At 67.9% G+C, this 16,997-nt stretch carries 15 protein-coding genes; 13 read left to right on the top strand and 2 right to left on the bottom strand.

The features are described 5' to 3' along the window. The first annotated feature begins 22 nt into the window (after positions 1 to 22). The 4 genes from R2733_12775 to R2733_12760 are packed head-to-tail and all read left to right on the top strand — an operon-like array spanning position 23 to position 4,973. Entirely contained in the window at positions 23 to 1,450 is a 1,428-nt protein-coding gene (locus R2733_12775) for an RNB domain-containing ribonuclease (protein ID MEZ5377372.1), read from the top strand. After that, entirely contained in the window at positions 1,443 to 2,579 is a 1,137-nt protein-coding gene (locus R2733_12770; GenBank protein ID MEZ5377371.1) for a serine hydrolase, read from the top strand. The genes R2733_12775 and R2733_12770 overlap by 8 nt, the downstream gene beginning before the upstream one ends. Then, a complete protein-coding gene (locus tag R2733_12765; GenBank protein ID MEZ5377370.1) occupies positions 2,579 to 4,570 on the top strand; it encodes a S9 family peptidase in 1,992 nt (663 codons plus the stop codon). Before R2733_12770 ends, R2733_12765 begins: the two co-directional genes overlap by 1 nt. A 13-nt stretch (positions 4,571 to 4,583) precedes the next feature. Continuing rightward, on the top strand, positions 4,584 to 4,973 hold the full coding sequence (locus R2733_12760) for a DUF2752 domain-containing protein (GenBank protein MEZ5377369.1): 390 nt from the start codon (positions 4,584 to 4,586) through the stop codon (positions 4,971 to 4,973). 1 nt (position 4,974) lies between these two features. Here the strand turns inward: R2733_12760 and R2733_12755 are convergent, their stop codons facing one another. Further along, entirely contained in the window at positions 4,975 to 6,663 is a 1,689-nt protein-coding gene (locus R2733_12755) for a Ppx/GppA phosphatase family protein (GenBank protein MEZ5377368.1), read from the bottom strand. 15 nt (positions 6,664 to 6,678) lie between these two features. Between R2733_12755 and R2733_12750 the strand changes: the two genes are divergently transcribed. Together R2733_12750 and R2733_12745 are read left to right on the top strand one after the other, a co-directional pair. Continuing rightward, complete coding sequence (locus R2733_12750; GenBank protein ID MEZ5377367.1) at positions 6,679 to 7,437, top strand: 50S ribosomal protein L11 methyltransferase; 759 nt, start codon at positions 6,679 to 6,681, stop codon at positions 7,435 to 7,437. Next, on the top strand, positions 7,430 to 8,062 hold the full coding sequence (locus R2733_12745) for a hypothetical protein (GenBank protein MEZ5377366.1): 633 nt from the start codon (positions 7,430 to 7,432) through the stop codon (positions 8,060 to 8,062). The genes R2733_12750 and R2733_12745 overlap by 8 nt, the downstream gene beginning before the upstream one ends. Positions 8,063 to 8,318: 256 nt before the next feature. Here R2733_12745 and R2733_12740 read toward each other — a convergent pair whose 3' ends face one another. After that, positions 8,319 to 9,110 (bottom strand): metallophosphoesterase, encoded by a 792-nt coding sequence (locus tag R2733_12740; GenBank protein ID MEZ5377365.1) that lies wholly within the window; start codon positions 9,108 to 9,110, stop codon positions 8,319 to 8,321. A 251-nt stretch (positions 9,111 to 9,361) separates the two neighbouring features. On the opposite strand from R2733_12740, the gene R2733_12735 reads away from it, so the two are divergent. The 7 genes from R2733_12735 to R2733_12705 all read left to right on the top strand — a co-directional run bounded on the left by R2733_12735 (position 9,362) and on the right by R2733_12705 (position 16,972). After that, complete coding sequence (locus R2733_12735; GenBank protein ID MEZ5377364.1) at positions 9,362 to 10,321, top strand: nitronate monooxygenase; 960 nt, start codon at positions 9,362 to 9,364, stop codon at positions 10,319 to 10,321. After that, positions 10,318 to 11,178 carry a sulfurtransferase gene (locus tag R2733_12730; protein MEZ5377363.1) on the top strand — a complete coding sequence of 287 codons (861 nt, stop codon included), beginning with the start codon at positions 10,318 to 10,320 and terminating at the stop codon, positions 11,176 to 11,178. Before R2733_12735 ends, R2733_12730 begins: the two co-directional genes overlap by 4 nt. Beyond that, positions 11,175 to 12,152, top strand: coding sequence for an LLM class flavin-dependent oxidoreductase (locus R2733_12725; protein MEZ5377362.1), 978 nt, complete (start codon positions 11,175 to 11,177; stop codon positions 12,150 to 12,152). The genes R2733_12730 and R2733_12725 overlap by 4 nt, the downstream gene beginning before the upstream one ends. A 41-nt stretch (positions 12,153 to 12,193) precedes the next feature. Then, entirely contained in the window at positions 12,194 to 13,063 is an 870-nt protein-coding gene (locus R2733_12720; GenBank protein ID MEZ5377361.1) for an enoyl-CoA hydratase/isomerase family protein, read from the top strand. Next, positions 13,056 to 14,621: an MDR family MFS transporter gene (locus R2733_12715; protein MEZ5377360.1), complete on the top strand. Its 1,566-nt coding sequence runs from the start codon at positions 13,056 to 13,058 to the stop codon at positions 14,619 to 14,621. The genes R2733_12720 and R2733_12715 overlap by 8 nt, the downstream gene beginning before the upstream one ends. Before the next feature lie 181 nt (positions 14,622 to 14,802). Further along, the gene (locus tag R2733_12710; protein ID MEZ5377359.1) at positions 14,803 to 15,969 is read left to right on the top strand and encodes a GNAT family N-acetyltransferase; all 1,167 of its coding nucleotides are present in this window, start codon (positions 14,803 to 14,805) and stop codon (positions 15,967 to 15,969) included. Further along, positions 15,920 to 16,972 (top strand): lytic transglycosylase domain-containing protein, encoded by a 1,053-nt coding sequence (locus R2733_12705; protein MEZ5377358.1) that lies wholly within the window; start codon positions 15,920 to 15,922, stop codon positions 16,970 to 16,972. Before R2733_12710 ends, R2733_12705 begins: the two co-directional genes overlap by 50 nt. Positions 16,973 to 16,997 lie beyond the last annotated feature (25 nt).

Raw genomic sequence — 16,997 nt, 5'->3', positions numbered from 1 at the left:
TACGCCACTAGGTTGAGCAGCCGTGAAGCAGCTCCGCGTCCATGCCCCCACCGACTTCGAGGCGGGATTCGCACGGATCCGGGCGGAACTCCACGTGCCCACGACGTTCCCCGACGACGTCCTCGCCGCAGCCGAGGCGGCCACGCCGCCCGACGTCACCCGTCGCGACGCTCGCGATCTCCCGTTCATCGCCATCGACCCTCCGGGTGCGACCGACCTCGACCAGGCGCTCGTCATCGAGGAGACCGCCACCGGATTCCGGGTCCACTACGCCATCGCCGACCTCGGCGCGTTCATCGAACCCGGAGGGCCCATCGACCGTGAGGCCCGGGAACGAGGCACGACCCGCTACTCACCTGATCTGCGGACACCGTTGCACCCACCGATGATCTCCGAGGATCGAGCGAGTCTGCTCCCCGGTGTCGATCGGCCGGCGTTGCTGTGGACGATCGACCTCGGCGCCCAAGGCGAGATCGCCGGTTCACACCTCGAGCGAGCCACCGTGACGGTTCGCGAAGCCATCTCGTATGCCGAGGCACAGCGGCGGATCGATGCCGGCGACCCCGCCCTCCGACCGCTCCAGGTGGTCGGCTCGCTGCGCCTCCAACGAGAGGTCGATCGGGGCGGTGTCAGCCTCAACCTGCCGAGCCAGGAGATCGAGCGAACACCGTCGGGCGGTTACGCGCTGGCGTACGACACCTCGCTCCCGGTCGAGGACTGGAATGCGCAGATCTCGCTTCTCACGGGCATCGTCGCCGGCTCGAAGATGGTCGAGCACAAGATCGGCATCCTGCGCACGCTGCCACCCACCCGCCGGCAGGACCTCCGAGCGCTCCGCCACCAGGCGCGCGCTCTCGGGATCGACTGGCCGACCGAGCTCGACTACCCAGAGTTCATTCGTACCGTCGAGCCCACCAACTCGCTACGTGCTGCGTTCCTGCTGCAGGCGGCCCGTTCGTTCCGGGGTGCCGGCTACGTGGCGTTCGATGGCGTCCTGCCCGACGAGTACGAGCACGGTGCGATCGCCTCCGTCTACGCCCACGTCACTGCGCCGCTGCGTCGTCTGGTCGATCGTTTCGGCAACGAGATCCTCCTTGCGCTCTACGCCGGCGAGTCACCGCCGCAGTGGGCCGTCGACGCGCTCGACGATCTTCCGACCTTGATGGGCCGGGCCCGCTCCCACGAGTCGTCGCTCGAACGGGCGATCATCGACTACACCGAGGCGATCCTGCTCGGCGATCAGGTGGGCGAGACGTTCCGGGCATTCGTCATCGACGTCGACGACCGCCGCGACGTCGCCAAGATCCAACTTCTCGACCCCGCGGTCGTGACCACCGTGAGCTCCGATCGGCTCCAGCTCGGCACCGAGATCCTGGTGCAGCTCGACGCCGTCGACACCGAGGCCCGCACCGTCACGTTCACCCCCGTGGGAAAGGAACGGCATGACTGACACCTCGACCGACGGCGCGCCGCCACCGAGCAGCTCACGGAAGCCAACCCGACGTCCGCCGCTTCCGCCGCAACCCGACGGCATGGCGTGGCCGACCGACACATGGCCGACGAGCGACCCGGCCGACGACGTCGACGCCGATCGCCTCACCTCGCTGGTGCAGCGAGGCTTCGGGCCCGACCCCGAAGCTGCCACCGCCGACAATCTTGCGCTCGTCGTGATCCATCGTGGGCGACTGGTGACCGAGGCCTACGGTCCCAACACGGCCAGCGACGACACCCTGATCTCGTGGTCGATGGGCAAGAGCATCACCCAGGCACTCGTTGGCCTGTTGACCCTCGACGGGCTGATCGACGTCGACCAACCGGCCGATGTCGCCCGCTGGGCCGACGACGACCGACGCACCATCACCACCCGGGATCTGCTGCGGATGACCAGCGGCCTCGAATTCGTCGAGGACTACGTCGACGACCAGATCTCGCATGTGATCGAGATGCTCTTCGGCGCCGGGCGAGGCGACGTCGCCGGCTACGCCGAATCGTTTCCGCTCCTCCACGCCCCCGGCACCACGTTCAGCTACTCGAGCGGTACGACCAACATCATCGCTGCCCTGTGCGGGCGCCTGATCGCCGGGACACCCGGTCGGCCCGCCGTGTCCTCCGACGCCGATGCCGTGCGCGGCTACCTGGACCGGCGCCTCTTCGGACCGATCGGCATGTCCAGCGCCATCCCGAAGTTCGACGATGCCGGCACCTTCATCGGCTCGTCCTTCGTCTACGCAACAGCACAAGACTTTGCACGGTTCGGCTATCTCTACCTCCGCGACGGTGTGTGGGACGGCGAACGGCTGCTCCCCGTGGGCTGGGTCGATGCGGCCCGCACTCCGGTCGACCCGCATGTCGACGAAGAACACTGGTACGGCGAACACTGGTGGCTGTGGCCCGACGACACGGCGGCCTTTGCGTGCCAGGGGTACGAAGGGCAGCGAATCGTCGTCGTCCCCGAGCGCGACCTGGTGATCGTTCGACTCGGCAAGACCGACGCCAGCCGGAGCTCGCACGTCAACGCCTGGTTGACCGAGATCATCGGCTGTTTCCCGACCATCGACGCACCGATAGGAGCGCGGTGATGGTGCGCCCGCTGAAGCCGACCGACCTGTACCGGCTCGAGTACGCAGCCGACATCGCCCTTGCACCCGACGAAGGCTCGTTCGTCTGCACGATCGCCTGGCCCGACGACGCCACCGACGAGATCCGCTCCCGGCTGTGGCGGAAGGCATTGGACGACGAGGCCGAACCCACCCTCCTGCTCGACGGTCATCGGGACACGCACCCGGTCTTCTCACCCGACGGCTCGCAACTGGCGTTCCTTCGAGCCGACGTGGCGTCACCGGCACACGCAGCGGTGCTCGACCTCGGGTCGAGTGCCGTCACGGTCTTCGACTCGATCCCCGATGCTGCGGTCGACGTGCAGTGGCTCGATGACGAGCACCTCGTCGTGGTCGCCCCTCGCCGGCCGCCCGAGCAGGAGGGCGTCGACGATGATGAACTGGCCAGGCGTCCACGTGTCATCACCGCTCTCGACTACCGGTTCAACGCTCGCAACTGGATCCACGACCGGCAACGCAACATCGCCATCATCGACCTGGCGACCGGAGGGGTCGGGTGGCTTACGTCGACCTCGCTCGATCTCCGAAGCCTCGACTGCACCGGCGCCGCGCCCGCCCCCGATGGCACGAGCATCCTGGCCATCCTTCCCGATGACGACCACGAGTTCTCCGGCGCCACCAGCGTCTGGCTGCTGAGCGCAGCGGGCGGCGACGCCGCTCGTCTGACCGAGCCCGGAGGGTCGTGGTCGGCGGTCGGTTGGACCCGGGACGGCCGGCCCTTCGCCACTGGCCATTGCGAGGCTGCCATCACCTCGTTCGACCAGCCTCACCTCCTCGACCCAGCCGGGGTCGAAGGGCCAGAGCGAATCGGCACCGACGACGTCAACTGCACCGCCCTGCTCGGCGGCTCGGCTGGTCCCGTCGCCATCGACGGGGCACTCCTGCTGCCGGGCATCCGGGGCGGCACCATCACGATCGACCGCTACGACCTCGCCACCGGGACGACCACCGTCGTTGCGCCCGTACGCGGCATGGCGGGAGCGTTCACGGCCTCGGCCGATGGTCGGCTTCTCCTCGCCACGGTCTCGACGCCCACCCGGCCGGCAGAGGTGTGGGATTGCAGCGTGATGGTCGACGGCGAGCCCGCTTCGGTGGTCCTCGGCCTCAACCACGACCTCCTCGCCGAACTCGACCTGGTCGAGCCCCAGGTCGTGACGATCACCTCGCACGGACCGGGTGACGACACGACCGAAGTCGAGGCGTTCCTCCTCCACCCGCCGGCGTCGGCGCCTTCCACCGGTGAGCGGCGGCCCGGTCTGTTGTACGTCCACGGCGGGCCGATGAGCATCTACGGTCTCAACTTCTTCGACGAGTTCCAACTTGCGGCCGCTGCCGGCTACGTCGTGATCGGCGCCAACCCTCGAGGATCCGACGGCTACGGCATCGTGTTCGGACGGGCGGTGATCGGCGACATGGGCGGCCCCGATTGGCTCGATGTCTCGGCCGTCGCCGACCATCTGGCCGCGCTCGACACCGTCGATGCTACCCGCATCGGTATGGGTGGCGGCAGCTACGGCGGCTTCATGACCTCATGGGCCATCGGCCACACCGATCGGTTTGCTGCGGCGCTGGTCGAACGATGCGTGTCGAACTGGGAGACCTTCGCCGGCACCAGCGACATCGGTCCATGGTTCGGCCGACGGTACGGCGGAGCCACCGTCGAGTCCGACGTCGAATCGCTCCGTCGACAGTCGCCGATCACCTACGCCGCCAACAACTCCACGCCCACGCTGATCCTCCACTCCGAGCAGGACTGGCGCTGCCCGCCAGAGCAGGCCGAGCAGCTGTTCGCGGCCTATCGACGGGCCGGCGTCGACACCACGTTCGTGCGGTTTCCCGGCGAGAACCACGAGTTGTCCCGCTCGGGCAAGCCCCGACACCGCGTCGAGCGGTTCGTCCTCATCCACGACTTCTTCGCTCGCCATCTCGGCGGTGGCCGGTTCGAGCTGTGATCGGCAGTCACCGATGACCTACGTGGTCACCCGCTCGAACTCGACGGCTCGCTGGCTTCCCCTGGTCGGTGTCGGCGCTGCTCTCGGCGCGCTCACCGTGCTCGACGGCCCGGTCCTGTGCCCGTTCCGCCGCTGTACCGGTGGCTACTGCCCGATCTGTGGCGCCACTCGATCGGTGGCGGCGCTGGCCCGCCTCGATCCGGTGGGAGCCCTGCGGCTCTACCCAGCCCTGCCAGTCCTGGCGCTGGCTGCAGCGCTCGCCGCGTGGCCCCAGCGGTTTGGTGGAGTGCACCATGATCGGTGGTTGTTGGGCGCGGCCGTGGCCATCGCCGCGATCTGGTTGGTCCGGTTGGCGGTCGGCGACATCCCGGCGCCGACTGGCCTCTACGCGCCGTTCGGCTGACTCAGCTCGACTGATACGCCCGATCGGCGTTGGTCGGACGGTGCAGCACGATGTCGACACCGAGCGCATCGGCCAACAGCTTCGAACGCTCCCCCGCTGCGTAGAGCTCGAGCTCGAGATCATCGGCGTCGTCGTGGGCGAGCGGCTCGATCGTGAGCACGGGTCGCTGCGGCTCGTCGTCGACCAGCACCCGGATCGACTGCACCCGAGCGGCGTGGCTGCGATCGAGTCCGATCGCGATGCGCAAGAGACCGGCCAGGATGCGCACCTTCTGCTGCTCGTCGGGCAGGAGCGCGGCGAACTCGCGGTGGCGTTCCTTCGGCCGCCCTCGCCGGTGGTAGCGAGCGACGAGCGCGATGACCTCGATCTCCTGCTGGGTGAAGCCGGTGAGACGATCGGAGTTCCGGATCACGTAGTAGCCGTGCTTGTGGTGACTCGAGTGGCTGATGAACAGCCCGACGTTGTGCAGCAGCGCACCGCACACCAGGAGCTCTCGATCGTTGGCGTCGAGGCCGTGGAGTCGCTGGGTGCGATCGAACAGCTGCCCCGCGAGATTGGCACAGGTGGCGGCGTGTTCGGGATCGGGATCCAGTTGCGTCGCCATGCGTTCGACGTTGGCACGACGCAGATCGCTCAAGCGGTCGAGTCCGGCCGTCCGGGACCCACCGAAGCGATCGAGGAGCACACCCTCCCGCAGGGCGTAGCTCGACACCGTCATCTCGTCGATGTCGAAGGCACGAAAGATCTCCGACAGGAGGATCGCCCCACCCGTGATGATGTCGACCCGGCGCGGGTCGATGCCGGGAAGGTCCTTGCGCTCGTTCCGGTCGGTGGAGGCGATCGAGTCGATCACGGCATCGAGCTCGCTGCACGTGAAGCTCACCCCGTTGACCGAGCGCAGCTCCTCGCCCCGGTTGGCGGCCGCCATCGCCGCGAGGGTCGAGATGGTGCCCGACGAGCCGATCGCGATCTCCGGCTGGTGACCACCGAGCTCGCGCGACACCGACGCCAGCGCGGCCCGCACGTACTGACGGCACGCGTTGGTGCTCTTCCTGGTCATCTCGCCGTCGGGGAAGAACCGCTGCGTGAGTCGAATCGACCCCAGCTTCATGCTGCGGGCCTCGATGACCTCGCCGCCCTCGCCCACGAGCAACTCGGTGCTGCCGCCCCCGATATCGGCGAGGATCAGCCGACGGTCGAAGACCGGGAGGGCCTGGAGGACACCAAGATGGATCAGCCGAGCCTCTTCGGTCCCGGCGATGACTTCGACGTTGACGCCCGCTTCGGTTCGGGCCCGTTCGATGAACTCGTTGCCGTTGCTGGCTTCACGCACGGCCGACGTGGCGACGGCGACCAGGTCGACCGCGCCGAAGCTCTGTGCGACCTCGTTCATCCGCTGCAGAGCGGCGATTCCACGCTCGATGGCATCGGGCTGGAGACGCTTCATCTCGTGGGCGCCCGAGCCCAGCCGCACCATCTCCTTCTCGGTGGTGAGGACGTCGAAGCCGCCACTGGCGTCGGCCTGGGCGACAACGAGATGGAAGGAGTTGGTGCCGATGTCGATGGCGGCGTGCAGTGGAGCGGCACCCGAGCCGAGGCCGGCGGCGTCGGTGGCCCCGTGGTCGGTCGTTGCTCCCGCGTCGTCGGGTCCGCCTGCCTGCGATGTGGTCGAGTCAGTGTGGTCACTCATGAATAGCCTGATGCTATGGCCTGGCTCCTGACGATCGCACTGCCGGCGGGGGCCGATGTCGAGGATCTCCAGGAACGCCTCTGGGAACTCGGCACCACGGGCATCGCCGAAGTCGAAGTCGACGCAACGCCCGCCATCATCGCCGGCTTCGAGCAACGCGCCGATGCCGAGGTGGCCGCCGCAGCCATCGGGCCGATCGCCGTGGTGTCACCGGTCGACCCCTCGGCATGGCCGACACCGGAACCGCAGGAGTTGATCGTCGGCGGACACGTGCTGTCGATCGAGGTCGGTCAGGCCTTCGGGCACGGACATCACCCGACCACTCGGTTGGCGCTCGACGCCGTCACGCGCCTCACCTCTGCTTCGACCGCCGTACTCGACGTCGGAACCGGCACCGGCATCCTGGCGCTCGCCGCTGCGGCCCTGGGGGCCCAGCCGGTCGTAGGGGTCGACATCGACCTCGAAGCCGTCACGATTGCCCGGCGCAACGCAGTGTCGAACGGGCTCGATGTCGCGATCACCGACGATGCGCTCGACGAGCTCGGTTCCTTCGACCTCGTCGTCGTCAACATGCTCGCCTCCGAGCTCGAACCGATCGCCCCGGCAGTGTTCGGCCGACTGGCGCCCGATGCGACCCTCGTCATCACCGGGTTCCTCGACGAACAGCGACCCTGGGTCGAGTCGATGTTTCCCTCGCTCAGCGAGCACGACTACCTCCAGGGCGACGATCGGTGGGGCCGGTTGATCCTGTCGTCCCGCACGTCTGATGGCTGATCTCGACACCCCCGTCTGGTACGCCTCGTATGGTTCGAACCTGTTGCGGCAGCGCTTTCTCGCCTACCTACTCGGTGGCGCGGTGCCCATGTCGACCAGCGGCGACGCACAGAAGGGCTCGCGCGATTCGGCGATGCCCACCGACGACCGGCCCTACGTCCTGCGTCATCAGTTGCTCTTCGCCCACTCGTCGCAACGTTGGGGCGGAGGCGGGGTGGCCAAGCTGTCGCTGACGTCGGACCCGCTCGTCGCCACCCAGAGTCGGGCGTGGCGGATCACGCTCGGGCAGATGGAAGACGTCTTCGCTCAGGAGAACCGGCAACCCGAGCCGGCGGCCATCGACCTCGAGCAGCTCCTCGCCGCCGGCATCGTCACCCCGTACCCGACCTGGTACGGGTCCCTCCTCCACGTCGGCTCGATCGACGGCGAACCGGTACTGACCTTCACCGGGCCGACGCCCGATGACGTCATCGCGCCGGCGCACGCCTCATACCTCCGGGTCATCGCCGACGGCCTGGCCGAGCTCCGTGGCTGGGACCGTGCCACTGCGGCCGACTACCTCGCCGCCTGCCCCGGCCACGTCGACCACCTCGACGCCCCGACGATCCTCACCCTCCTCACCTGACACCAGCGGCACCGGAACCGGGACCGACCCGCTCCCGTCCATCGTCAACTGTCGACATTGGCGCCCACCCTCGTGATCTGTCGACACTGAAGCCCGATTCTGAGCCTCAGTGTCGACAGTTCGCCGGAATGGGCTTCAGCCTCAACGGTTCAACTCTCGGCTCACGAGCCCACGACTGACCAACTCTCGGCTCTGGAGCCCACTTCCGGGCTGGAGGGCCGAGAGTTCGCCTCAGGTGAGCTGGAGGGCCGAGCGTTCAGGTGAAGAGGCTGGCTCGGTCTTGTTGGGCGGTGCGGGCCCACTGGACGAAGTCCGGGGCATTGTCGACGATGAGCGACCGTTGGGCGGCAACGCCGACCGGTACGAGGTGCGAGACGACGCCACGGTCGGTGTACGCGTGGAGGCTGAACGTGGGCGCCTCGGCCGTTTCCGCCGGATCGTGGTTCGGGTCGAGGTCGATGGCGACCGAGATCGCGGTGGACGGACACACCCACAACGAACAGCCGCCCCAATTGGTCTGGATGAGCCGGTGCACATGCCCACTCAGCACCTGCAGCACCTGTGGATGGCGGCGCACCACGGTCTCGAAACGATCGGCGCCACCAAGGCCCACACAGTCCATCCACCAGATGCCGGTCTCGAACGGCGGCGCGTGGATGGCGACGACCGTCGGCTGATCGGTGTGTGCGCTCAACTCGGCATCGAGCCACGAAGCGTCGTTCTCGGTGAAGACGTTCGAGCCGGCGTCGAGGAGCACCAGGCGCAGCGGACCGGCATCGATCGCTCGATGGTCGGCCAGCGCCTCGATCGGTCGGTCGTGGTTGCCGGCGATCGCCTCCCATGGCACCTCGAGGGCGCCCAGCCGATCGAGCACCTCACTCCACTCCTGCGGCGTTCCGTTGTGGGTGTTGTCGCCGGTCAGGAGCACCAGATCCGGACGGCGTGACATCCGATTGATCTCGTCGATCGCCAGCGACAGTCGGTCCCCGCTCCCGACGTTTGGCCCACCGACGTGTGCGTCCGATACCTGCGCGATCACATACACCATCGAGGAATGCTCCCACGCCGACTGCCGCGCCCGCCGTCAACTGTCGACGCTGAAGCCCACCCTCGTGATCTGTCGACGCTGAAGCCCGATTCTGAGCCTCAGTGTCGACAGTTCGCCGGAATGGGCTTCAGCCTCGACGGTTCGGGTGAGCGGCCGGCATTCCGGTGGAGCTAGGGCGGTGGGTTGCGGGCGGGAGCGCACCGCCCGCCTACGCCGTGACAGTGGTGGGAGTGGCATGGCATGGTCTGGGCGTGACCACTGCACCCGCTCCGTTCGACAACCGAATCACCCGGCTCCTGGGTGTCGACTATCCGATCATCCAGGCCCCGATGGGGTGGATCGCCCGCAGCCAACTGGCGTCGGCGGTGTCGAACGCCGGAGGCCTCGGGATCATCGAGACCTCGTCGGGTGAACTCGACAACGTGCGCGACGAGATCCTCAAGATGCGTGACCTCACCGACAAGCCGTTCGGCGTCAACATCGCCCAGGCGTTCGTCCGCGATCCCAACATCGTCCAGTTCGTGATCGACCAGGGCGTCAAGTTCGTCACCACCTCGGCCGGCAATCCGCAGGCGTACACCTCACAACTGAAGGAAGCGGGGCTGACGGTGTTCCACGTCGTGCCGACGCTCAAGGGCGCCATGAAGGCCATCGAGGCCGGTGTCGACGGCCTGGTCGTCGAGGGCGGCGAAGGTGGCGGCTTCAAGAACCCCGACCCCGTCGCCTCCATGGTGCTGCTCCCACTCATCCGGTCCAAGGTCGACGTCCCCATCGTGGCCGCGGGCGGGATCGTCGACGGTCGATCGATGGCGGCCGCCTTCGCCCTCGGCGCCGAGGCCGTGCAGATGGGGACCCGGATGGTGTCGGCGGCCGAGAGCCCGGTCCATGCCAACTGGAAGCAGGCCATCGTCGACGGCGCCGAGACCGACACGGTGTTCCTGAATCAGCGCCATTCCCCCGCCCTGCGAGCGATCAAGACCGACAAGACGCTGACGCTCCAGTTCGCCGAGCACAACGTGTTCGGCGATTTCGGCAATGCCATGGATCTCTACTTCGGCGGCGACATGAACGCGGCCATCGCCTTGAGCGGTCAGGTCCAGGGCCGGATCGACTCGGTGCGCCCGGTCGCCGAGGTGATCGGCGACTGCGTCGAGGAGTTCTACGCAACGCTCGCCGACCTCGCCGACCGCTACCTCGAAGGTCGGTCATGATCGATCCCATCGTGAGCCCCGAGTGGCTGGAAGCACATCGAAGCGAGGTCGTGCTGTGCGACGTTCGTTCGTACCTCGACGGCCGAGTCGGGCGCGACGCCTACCTCGCCGGCCATCTTCCCGGTGCGAGATTCGTCGATCTCGACACCGTGCTCGCAGCACCGGCGGCGCCAGTCGTCGGCCGGCATCCGATGCCGACGCCCGAGGTGTTCGCCAATGGTCTGGCCAACGAAGGCATCGGTGACGACACCACCGTGGTCGCCTACGACGACGCCGGCGGGATGATCGCCGGCCGGCTGGTGTGGATGCTGCGGATTCTCGGCCAGGACGCGGCCCTACTCGATGGCGGCATCGGCGCCTGGACTGCGGCCAACGGCGCCGACCAACTCGAGACCGGCGCGGCCGATGCCGCCATCGCTGCCGAGCGAGCGATCGTCTCCTGGCCCGACGGCGTGATGGTCGACGCCGACGAGGTGGCGGCGCACATCGCCAACGGCGGTGTGGTCGTCGACAGCCGGGCGGGCGAGCGCTTCCGGGGCGAGGTCGAACCCATCGACCCCAAGGCCGGCCACGTACCGGGTGCCCTCAATCTGCCGTTTGCGGCCAACCTCGACGGTCCACTCGACGGCGGCCGATTCCGACCACCGGGCGAACTGGCGGCTCGCTTCACCGAGGCGGGTGTCGACGACCAGGCCATCATCTACTGCGGCTCCGGGGTCAGCGCATGCAACAACATCCTGGCCGCCGAACTCGCCGGAGTCGGTCGCCCGAGACTGTACGTGGGGTCGTGGTCCGGCTGGTCCTCGGATCCCGATCGTGAGGTCGCCACCGGCGACGAGGCGGCGGACGAAGCATGAGCACCGACATCGGGTTGTGCTTCCACCGTGAATTCGCAGCGGGCGCAGTCATCGAGCATGCCCACACCGCCGAGTCGTTGGGCTTCGACGAGTTCTGGGTGATCGAGGACTGTTTCTTCACCAGCGGGCCCACGCTCGCTGCCGCGGCCTTGACCGCCACCGATCACATCGGCGTCGGGATCGGGATCATGCCCGCGGTCGCTCGGACGGCTGCGATCACCGCGATGGAGATCGCCACCCTCGCCGGGCTGGCTCCCGGGCGGTTCCACGCCGGGATCGGCCACGGCGTGCAGACGTGGATGGCGCAGATGGGAGCGCGCAAGGCCTCGCCGCTCACAGCGCTCGAGGAGACGATCCTCGCGGTGCGGGAGCTCCTCGCCGGAGACCGCATCACCCGAGACGGCCGCTATGTCACCCTCGACGACGTGGCCCTCGAAGCCCCGCCCCACACCGCGCCGCTGGTGTCGGCCGGCGTCCAGTCGACCAAGTCCCTGCAGTTGGCGGGGCGCGCCGCCGACGGCACGATCCTCGCCGAGTTGTGCAGCCCGACGTACCTCCGGTGGGTCAAGGAACAGATCGCCGTCGGTGCCGCCGAGGTAGGACGGTCCGGCGAGCCGCACCGCATGACGATCTTTGCGTCGATGGTCATCGACGACGGTGACGCCGCACGGGCCGCAGCCACACCGTTCGTCGCCAGCGTCCTGGCTCACCCGCACATGGGCCTGCGGATGCTCGACTTCTACGACGAGCTCGCTGACCGAGCGGCGGCGAGCAGTTGGGAGGAAGCCGTCGGCGCGATGCCCAAGAGCTGGTGGGCGCAACTCGGCGCCTTCGGTACGCTCGACGACGCTGCGGCCTACGTCATGTCCATGACCGAGGCCGGTGTCGACGCCATCGCCTTCTTCCCCGGACCGTTCGACCCACTCGGCGCCGCAGCGCAGCTGGCCGAACAGGTGCTCCCTCGCACACGCTGAACCCGTTCGCCCCCGACGTGCGGTCGTAGTAGACCGTCGCAATGGAGTCACTGTTCGCATCGCCCCGCCGCTTCACCGGATTCGAGATGGCGCTGGAAGACCCTGGCATCGTCGTCATCTCGTTCGACAACCCGGAACGTCTGAACGCGTCGACCTCGGCGATGAAGCGGGACCTGCTCGAGGTGCTCACCCAGGCTCAGATGGACGACGCTGTGAGGGTCATGGTGTTCACCGGCAAGGGCCCCGCCTTCTGGGCCGGCGACGATCTCAGCGGAACCACACCCGACCGCGACCACGCCGAGGTGCCACCGATCTACCCGGGCCACCATCACGCCATGGGCACCTACAACGGGCTCCGGGTCATCTCCCAGGCGGTCAACACGGCCGTTCGGAATCTCGACAAGCTCACCATCGCTGCCATCAACGGGTATGCGATCCAAACCGGCTTCTCGCTCGCCCTCGCGTGCGACTTCCGACTGGCCGCACGGTCAGCCAAGATGGGCAGTGCCACGCTGCGGTTCGGGCTGCTGCCCGACGAGGGCGGCCAGTTCCTGCTCGTCCAACACCTGGGCGTTGCCGGGGCCATGGACTTCCTGATGCGCAAGCGAATCGTCGATGCCGATGCTGCCCTCGAACTGGGTCTGGTCCACGAGGTCACCAATGACGATGCGCTGATGCCCGCAGCTCTCGCTCTCGCCGTCGAGTTGGCCAACGGCCCGCAGGCCGCCATGCGCATGCTCAAACGCTCGATCTATCTGGCGGCCGAGCAAACCTGGGCCCACTCGCTCGAGGACATCGCCGCTCGCACCGCGATCACCGATCATCACCCCGATGCGAAGGAAGGTGGTCGGGCGTTCGCCGAGAAACGTGTGCCGGTGTTCAACCGCGACCTCGGGGCACGAGATGACTGACCTCGACCAGCCGAGCGTTGCCGACGGCGAACTGACCCATCGCCAAGTCATGATCATCCTGTCGGGTCTGCTGCTCGGCATCTTCCTTGCCGCCGTCGACGGCACGATCGTGTCGACGGCGCTGCCGACCATCGTCGGCGAACTGGGTGGCTTCGATCAGTTGACCTGGGTGGTCACCGCGTACTTCGTGACCTCGACCGCCGCCACACCGCTCTACGGCAAGGTGAGCGATCTCCTCGGGCGCCGAATCGTCTACCAGTTCGCAATCGTCTCGTTCATCGGCGCGTCGATCCTCGCCGGTTTCGCGCAGAACATGACCCAGCTGGTGCTGTTCCGGGCGCTCCAGGGCGTCGGGGGCGGCGGCCTCCAGTCCCTTGGGTTCATCGTGATGAGCGACATCGTGTCGCCACGAGACCGTGGCCGATACATGGGCTACTTCACGGGCACCTACGCGCTGTCGGGTCTCGCCGGGCCACTGCTCGGCGGGCTGATCGTCGATTCGTCGCTCGGCTGGCGATGGATCTTCTTCCTGAATCTCCCCATCGGACTCATCACGTTGGCGGTGATCTCGACCGTGCTGCGCCTGCCCCATGTCCGTATCGAGCGTCGTATCGACTGGGAAGGAGCAGGCCTGCTCGTCGTCGGCGTCAGTGCACTGCTGATCGCCGCCAGCATCGGCGGCGACGACTACGCCTGGTCGTCGCCCACCATTCTCGGGCTCATCGCGCTCGGACTCGTTGCATCGGTCGGTTTCGTGTGGTGGGAAGGAGCCCGGGCCGAGGAGCCGATCCTGCCGCTGCGGTTGTTCTCGAATGACATCGTCGCCGTCGGGATGATCCTCAGCGTCATCACCGGTGCTGCGCTGATGAGCACCAATGTGTTCCTGCCACTCTTCCTCCAGGTCGTCACCGGCACCAGCGCAACCGAGTCAGGCCTGATCCTCTCACCCATGATGGTCGGGCTCACGCTGGCATCGATCGTGGCCGGCGGTCGCCTGTCGAAGACCGGTCGCTACAAGCCGCTCATCCGCACTGGGCCGATCGTCGCCCTCGCCGGGATCAGCGGTCTGACCCTCCTCACGACATCGTCGCCGGTGTTGATGGCGGTCCCGTTCGTGATCCTCATGGGCATCGGCATGGGCATGCTGATGCCGCCGCTGTCGGTCTCGGTGCAGAACGCCGTGCCGTTCACCGATCTCGGTGTGGTCACCGCCGCCACCGCCTTCTTTCGTTCGCTGGGCCAGACGATCGGCGTCGCCCTCTACGGCGCATTGATGGCCGCCAAGCTGCGGACGGAACTGGCCGAACGGATCGACGAGTCGACACTCGGCAATCTCGACCTGTCCGAACTCACCGGCAGCCCGAAGAAGATCCGCGAGCTCCCGACCGAGCTGCAGACCCCGGTGGTCGAGTCGATCGCCGACTCGGTCCATCTCGTCTACCTCGCCGCCGTCCCCATGGCGTTGCTCGTCGTCGCCGTGGCCTTCCGGCTCCGGGAGATCCCGCTCCGTACCCAGTCCCCGATGGCCGAGGCCAAGGCGGCGGCAGCCGGCGAGTGAGAGCGGCGGCAGCCGGCGAGTGAGAGCGGCGGCAGCCGGCGAGTGAGAGCGGCGGCAGCCGGCGAGTGAGAGCGGCGGCAGCCGGCGAGTGAGAGCGGCGGCAGCCGGCGAGTGAGAACGCCGGCAGCCCGACCGTGAAATTCGCAGGCGACCGGGGATCGAGGCGACAAGACTGCCGGTCATGACCGTGTCCTTTCGCGTGCCTTCCGACGACGACTTCGGGCGCCTCGCCGTCTTCGACGGTCGGGCCTTCGGGTCGGACTGGAAGGACGACGACCTCGAGCGAGTCCGTCCGACCATTCCGCTCGACCGGTTCGTCATCGGCGAGAACGCAGCGGACGGCCAGATCGTTGCCGCTGGCGGTGCCTATGCCTACGAGCTGACGTTGCCGGGCCTCGCCACGGTCGATGCTGCGTGTGTCACCTGGATCGCCGTGGCGGTCACGCACCGACGCCAGGGCCTGCTGACGACCATGATGCGGATGCTCGATGAGGCGGCGGCCGACCGAGGCGAGCCGGTCATGGTGCTGACGGCGAGCGAGGGCTCGATCTATCGCCGCTTCGGCTACGGGAGCGCCACGTCGTGGCGGGCCACCACCATCGACCGACGTTTCGGCCAGGTGCTGCCGTCGCACCAGCCGGCGCCCGGGTCGGTGCGGATCGTCGATCGTGACGGCATCGACGACGCCCTGTTCGAACGGTGGGACCGCTATCGACGAGCCCAGCCTGGGGAGCTGTCTCGGAGCCGGGCCTGGTTCCCGGCACATCTCGACCGGGGCACCAACTCGACCTTCGCCCTCCACGACGACGGCTATGCCGCCTGGTCGATCGAGCAGAAGTGGGATCTCGGCCATCCCCGCCACGAGCTGACGATCCGTGACTTCTGCGCTGCCACACCTGAAGCGCACGCGGCCCTGTGGCACACGATCCTGTCGGTCGATCTCGTTGGCGAGATCACCTCGATGTACACGGTCGCCCCGGATGACCAGCTGCCGTACCTGCTCGACGACCCCCGGGCCCTTCGCACCATCGAACTGAATGACTTCCTGTGGGTCGCCGTCCGCGATGTCGCCGCCGCCTTCTCGGCCCGCAGCTACCGCACCGACGATCGTCTGGTGCTCGGCACCGAGTACGGAAGGTTCGCCGTCGAGGCCGACCGGTGTGTCGCAACCACCGATGACCCCGACCTCGTTTGCGAGACCGATGCCCTCGGCCCGCTCCTGCTCGGAAGTGTCAGCGCCAGCGCGTTGGTCCGGGGTCGGCGGATCCAGGCCGAACCCGGCGTAGCGTCGCGTGCCGATGCCTTCTTCGGACACGATCCCGTCGCCCACTGCCGAACGCCGTTCTAGCGGCTTCCTTCCCGCGGCGGTGCTGGCCGTGGGTGCGCTGCTCGCCGGCTGTAGCCCATCCAGCTCGGACGCCGACGCTGGGATGACTCCGGCCACGAGCACGGCGACCTCCAGCGAAGCCGCCTCCTCCACCGCACCGCCGTCGAGCGAACCGACGTCAACTGTGTCGACGACCACCACGACCGCTCCGACGACGACCACCGTCGCCCCCGATCAGCGACCGCTCCCGACCGACGAGACGACACTGGCCGAAGCAATCAGTGAGGCCGAACTGGCGATTCGCGACGAGGCCAACGACGACCCCGCCGCCGCGGCGTGGGGGCGACGCCTCCAGCTGCTGTACCGCACCCTGGCCGACAACGAGGCGTGGGCAACCGCCGTGCTGGACGGGGTCGATCCGGCCATCGCCGACGACGTTGCGTCGAACTGGTCGGCTCGCCAACACCTCTCCGCCCTCGTCACCAGTACGAAGTTGGCTGACGACCTCCCGGCCTGGCGGATCGACGAGCCCGTCGCCGCCGAGGAACTCCTCGCTGCCTACCACGCTGCCGAGGACGCCACCGGTGTGCCGTGGGAGATCCTGGCCTCGATCAACTTCATCGAGACCCGGATGGGTCGCATCGAAGGGCTGTCGACGGCCGGGGCGGTCGGTCCGATGCAGTTCCTTCCCTCGACGTGGGAAGGCTGCTGCGAGGGCGACCCCACGGTCGATGCCGATGCCATCCGAGGCGCTGCGGTCTACCTCACGCTGGTCGGCGCTCCCGACGACATCGATGCGGCGCTGTTCTCCTACAACCACTCGACCGACTACGTCGAAGCGGTGAAGGCGTACGCCGAGGTGATGGAACGAAACGAGCTCGCCTACCGCGGCTACCACGCCTACGAGGTCTTCTTCCGCTCCTCGGCTGGACTCGTCGTGCTCCGGCCCGGGTACGAGGAACCGGAACCAGTCGACGCCGCCGCATGGATCGAGGCGCACCCGGACGCGCTGATCAGCGACTGAGGCCGTTCGTCCGCGTCGGCGGAAC

The sequence above is a fragment of the Acidimicrobiales bacterium genome (genome assembly GCA_041394265.1).
Taxonomy (GTDB): domain Bacteria; phylum Actinomycetota; class Acidimicrobiia; order Acidimicrobiales; family SZUA-35; genus JBBQUN01.
Note: the sequence above shows the minus strand (reverse complement) of the source record. Positions and strands in the feature narration are given on the sequence as shown.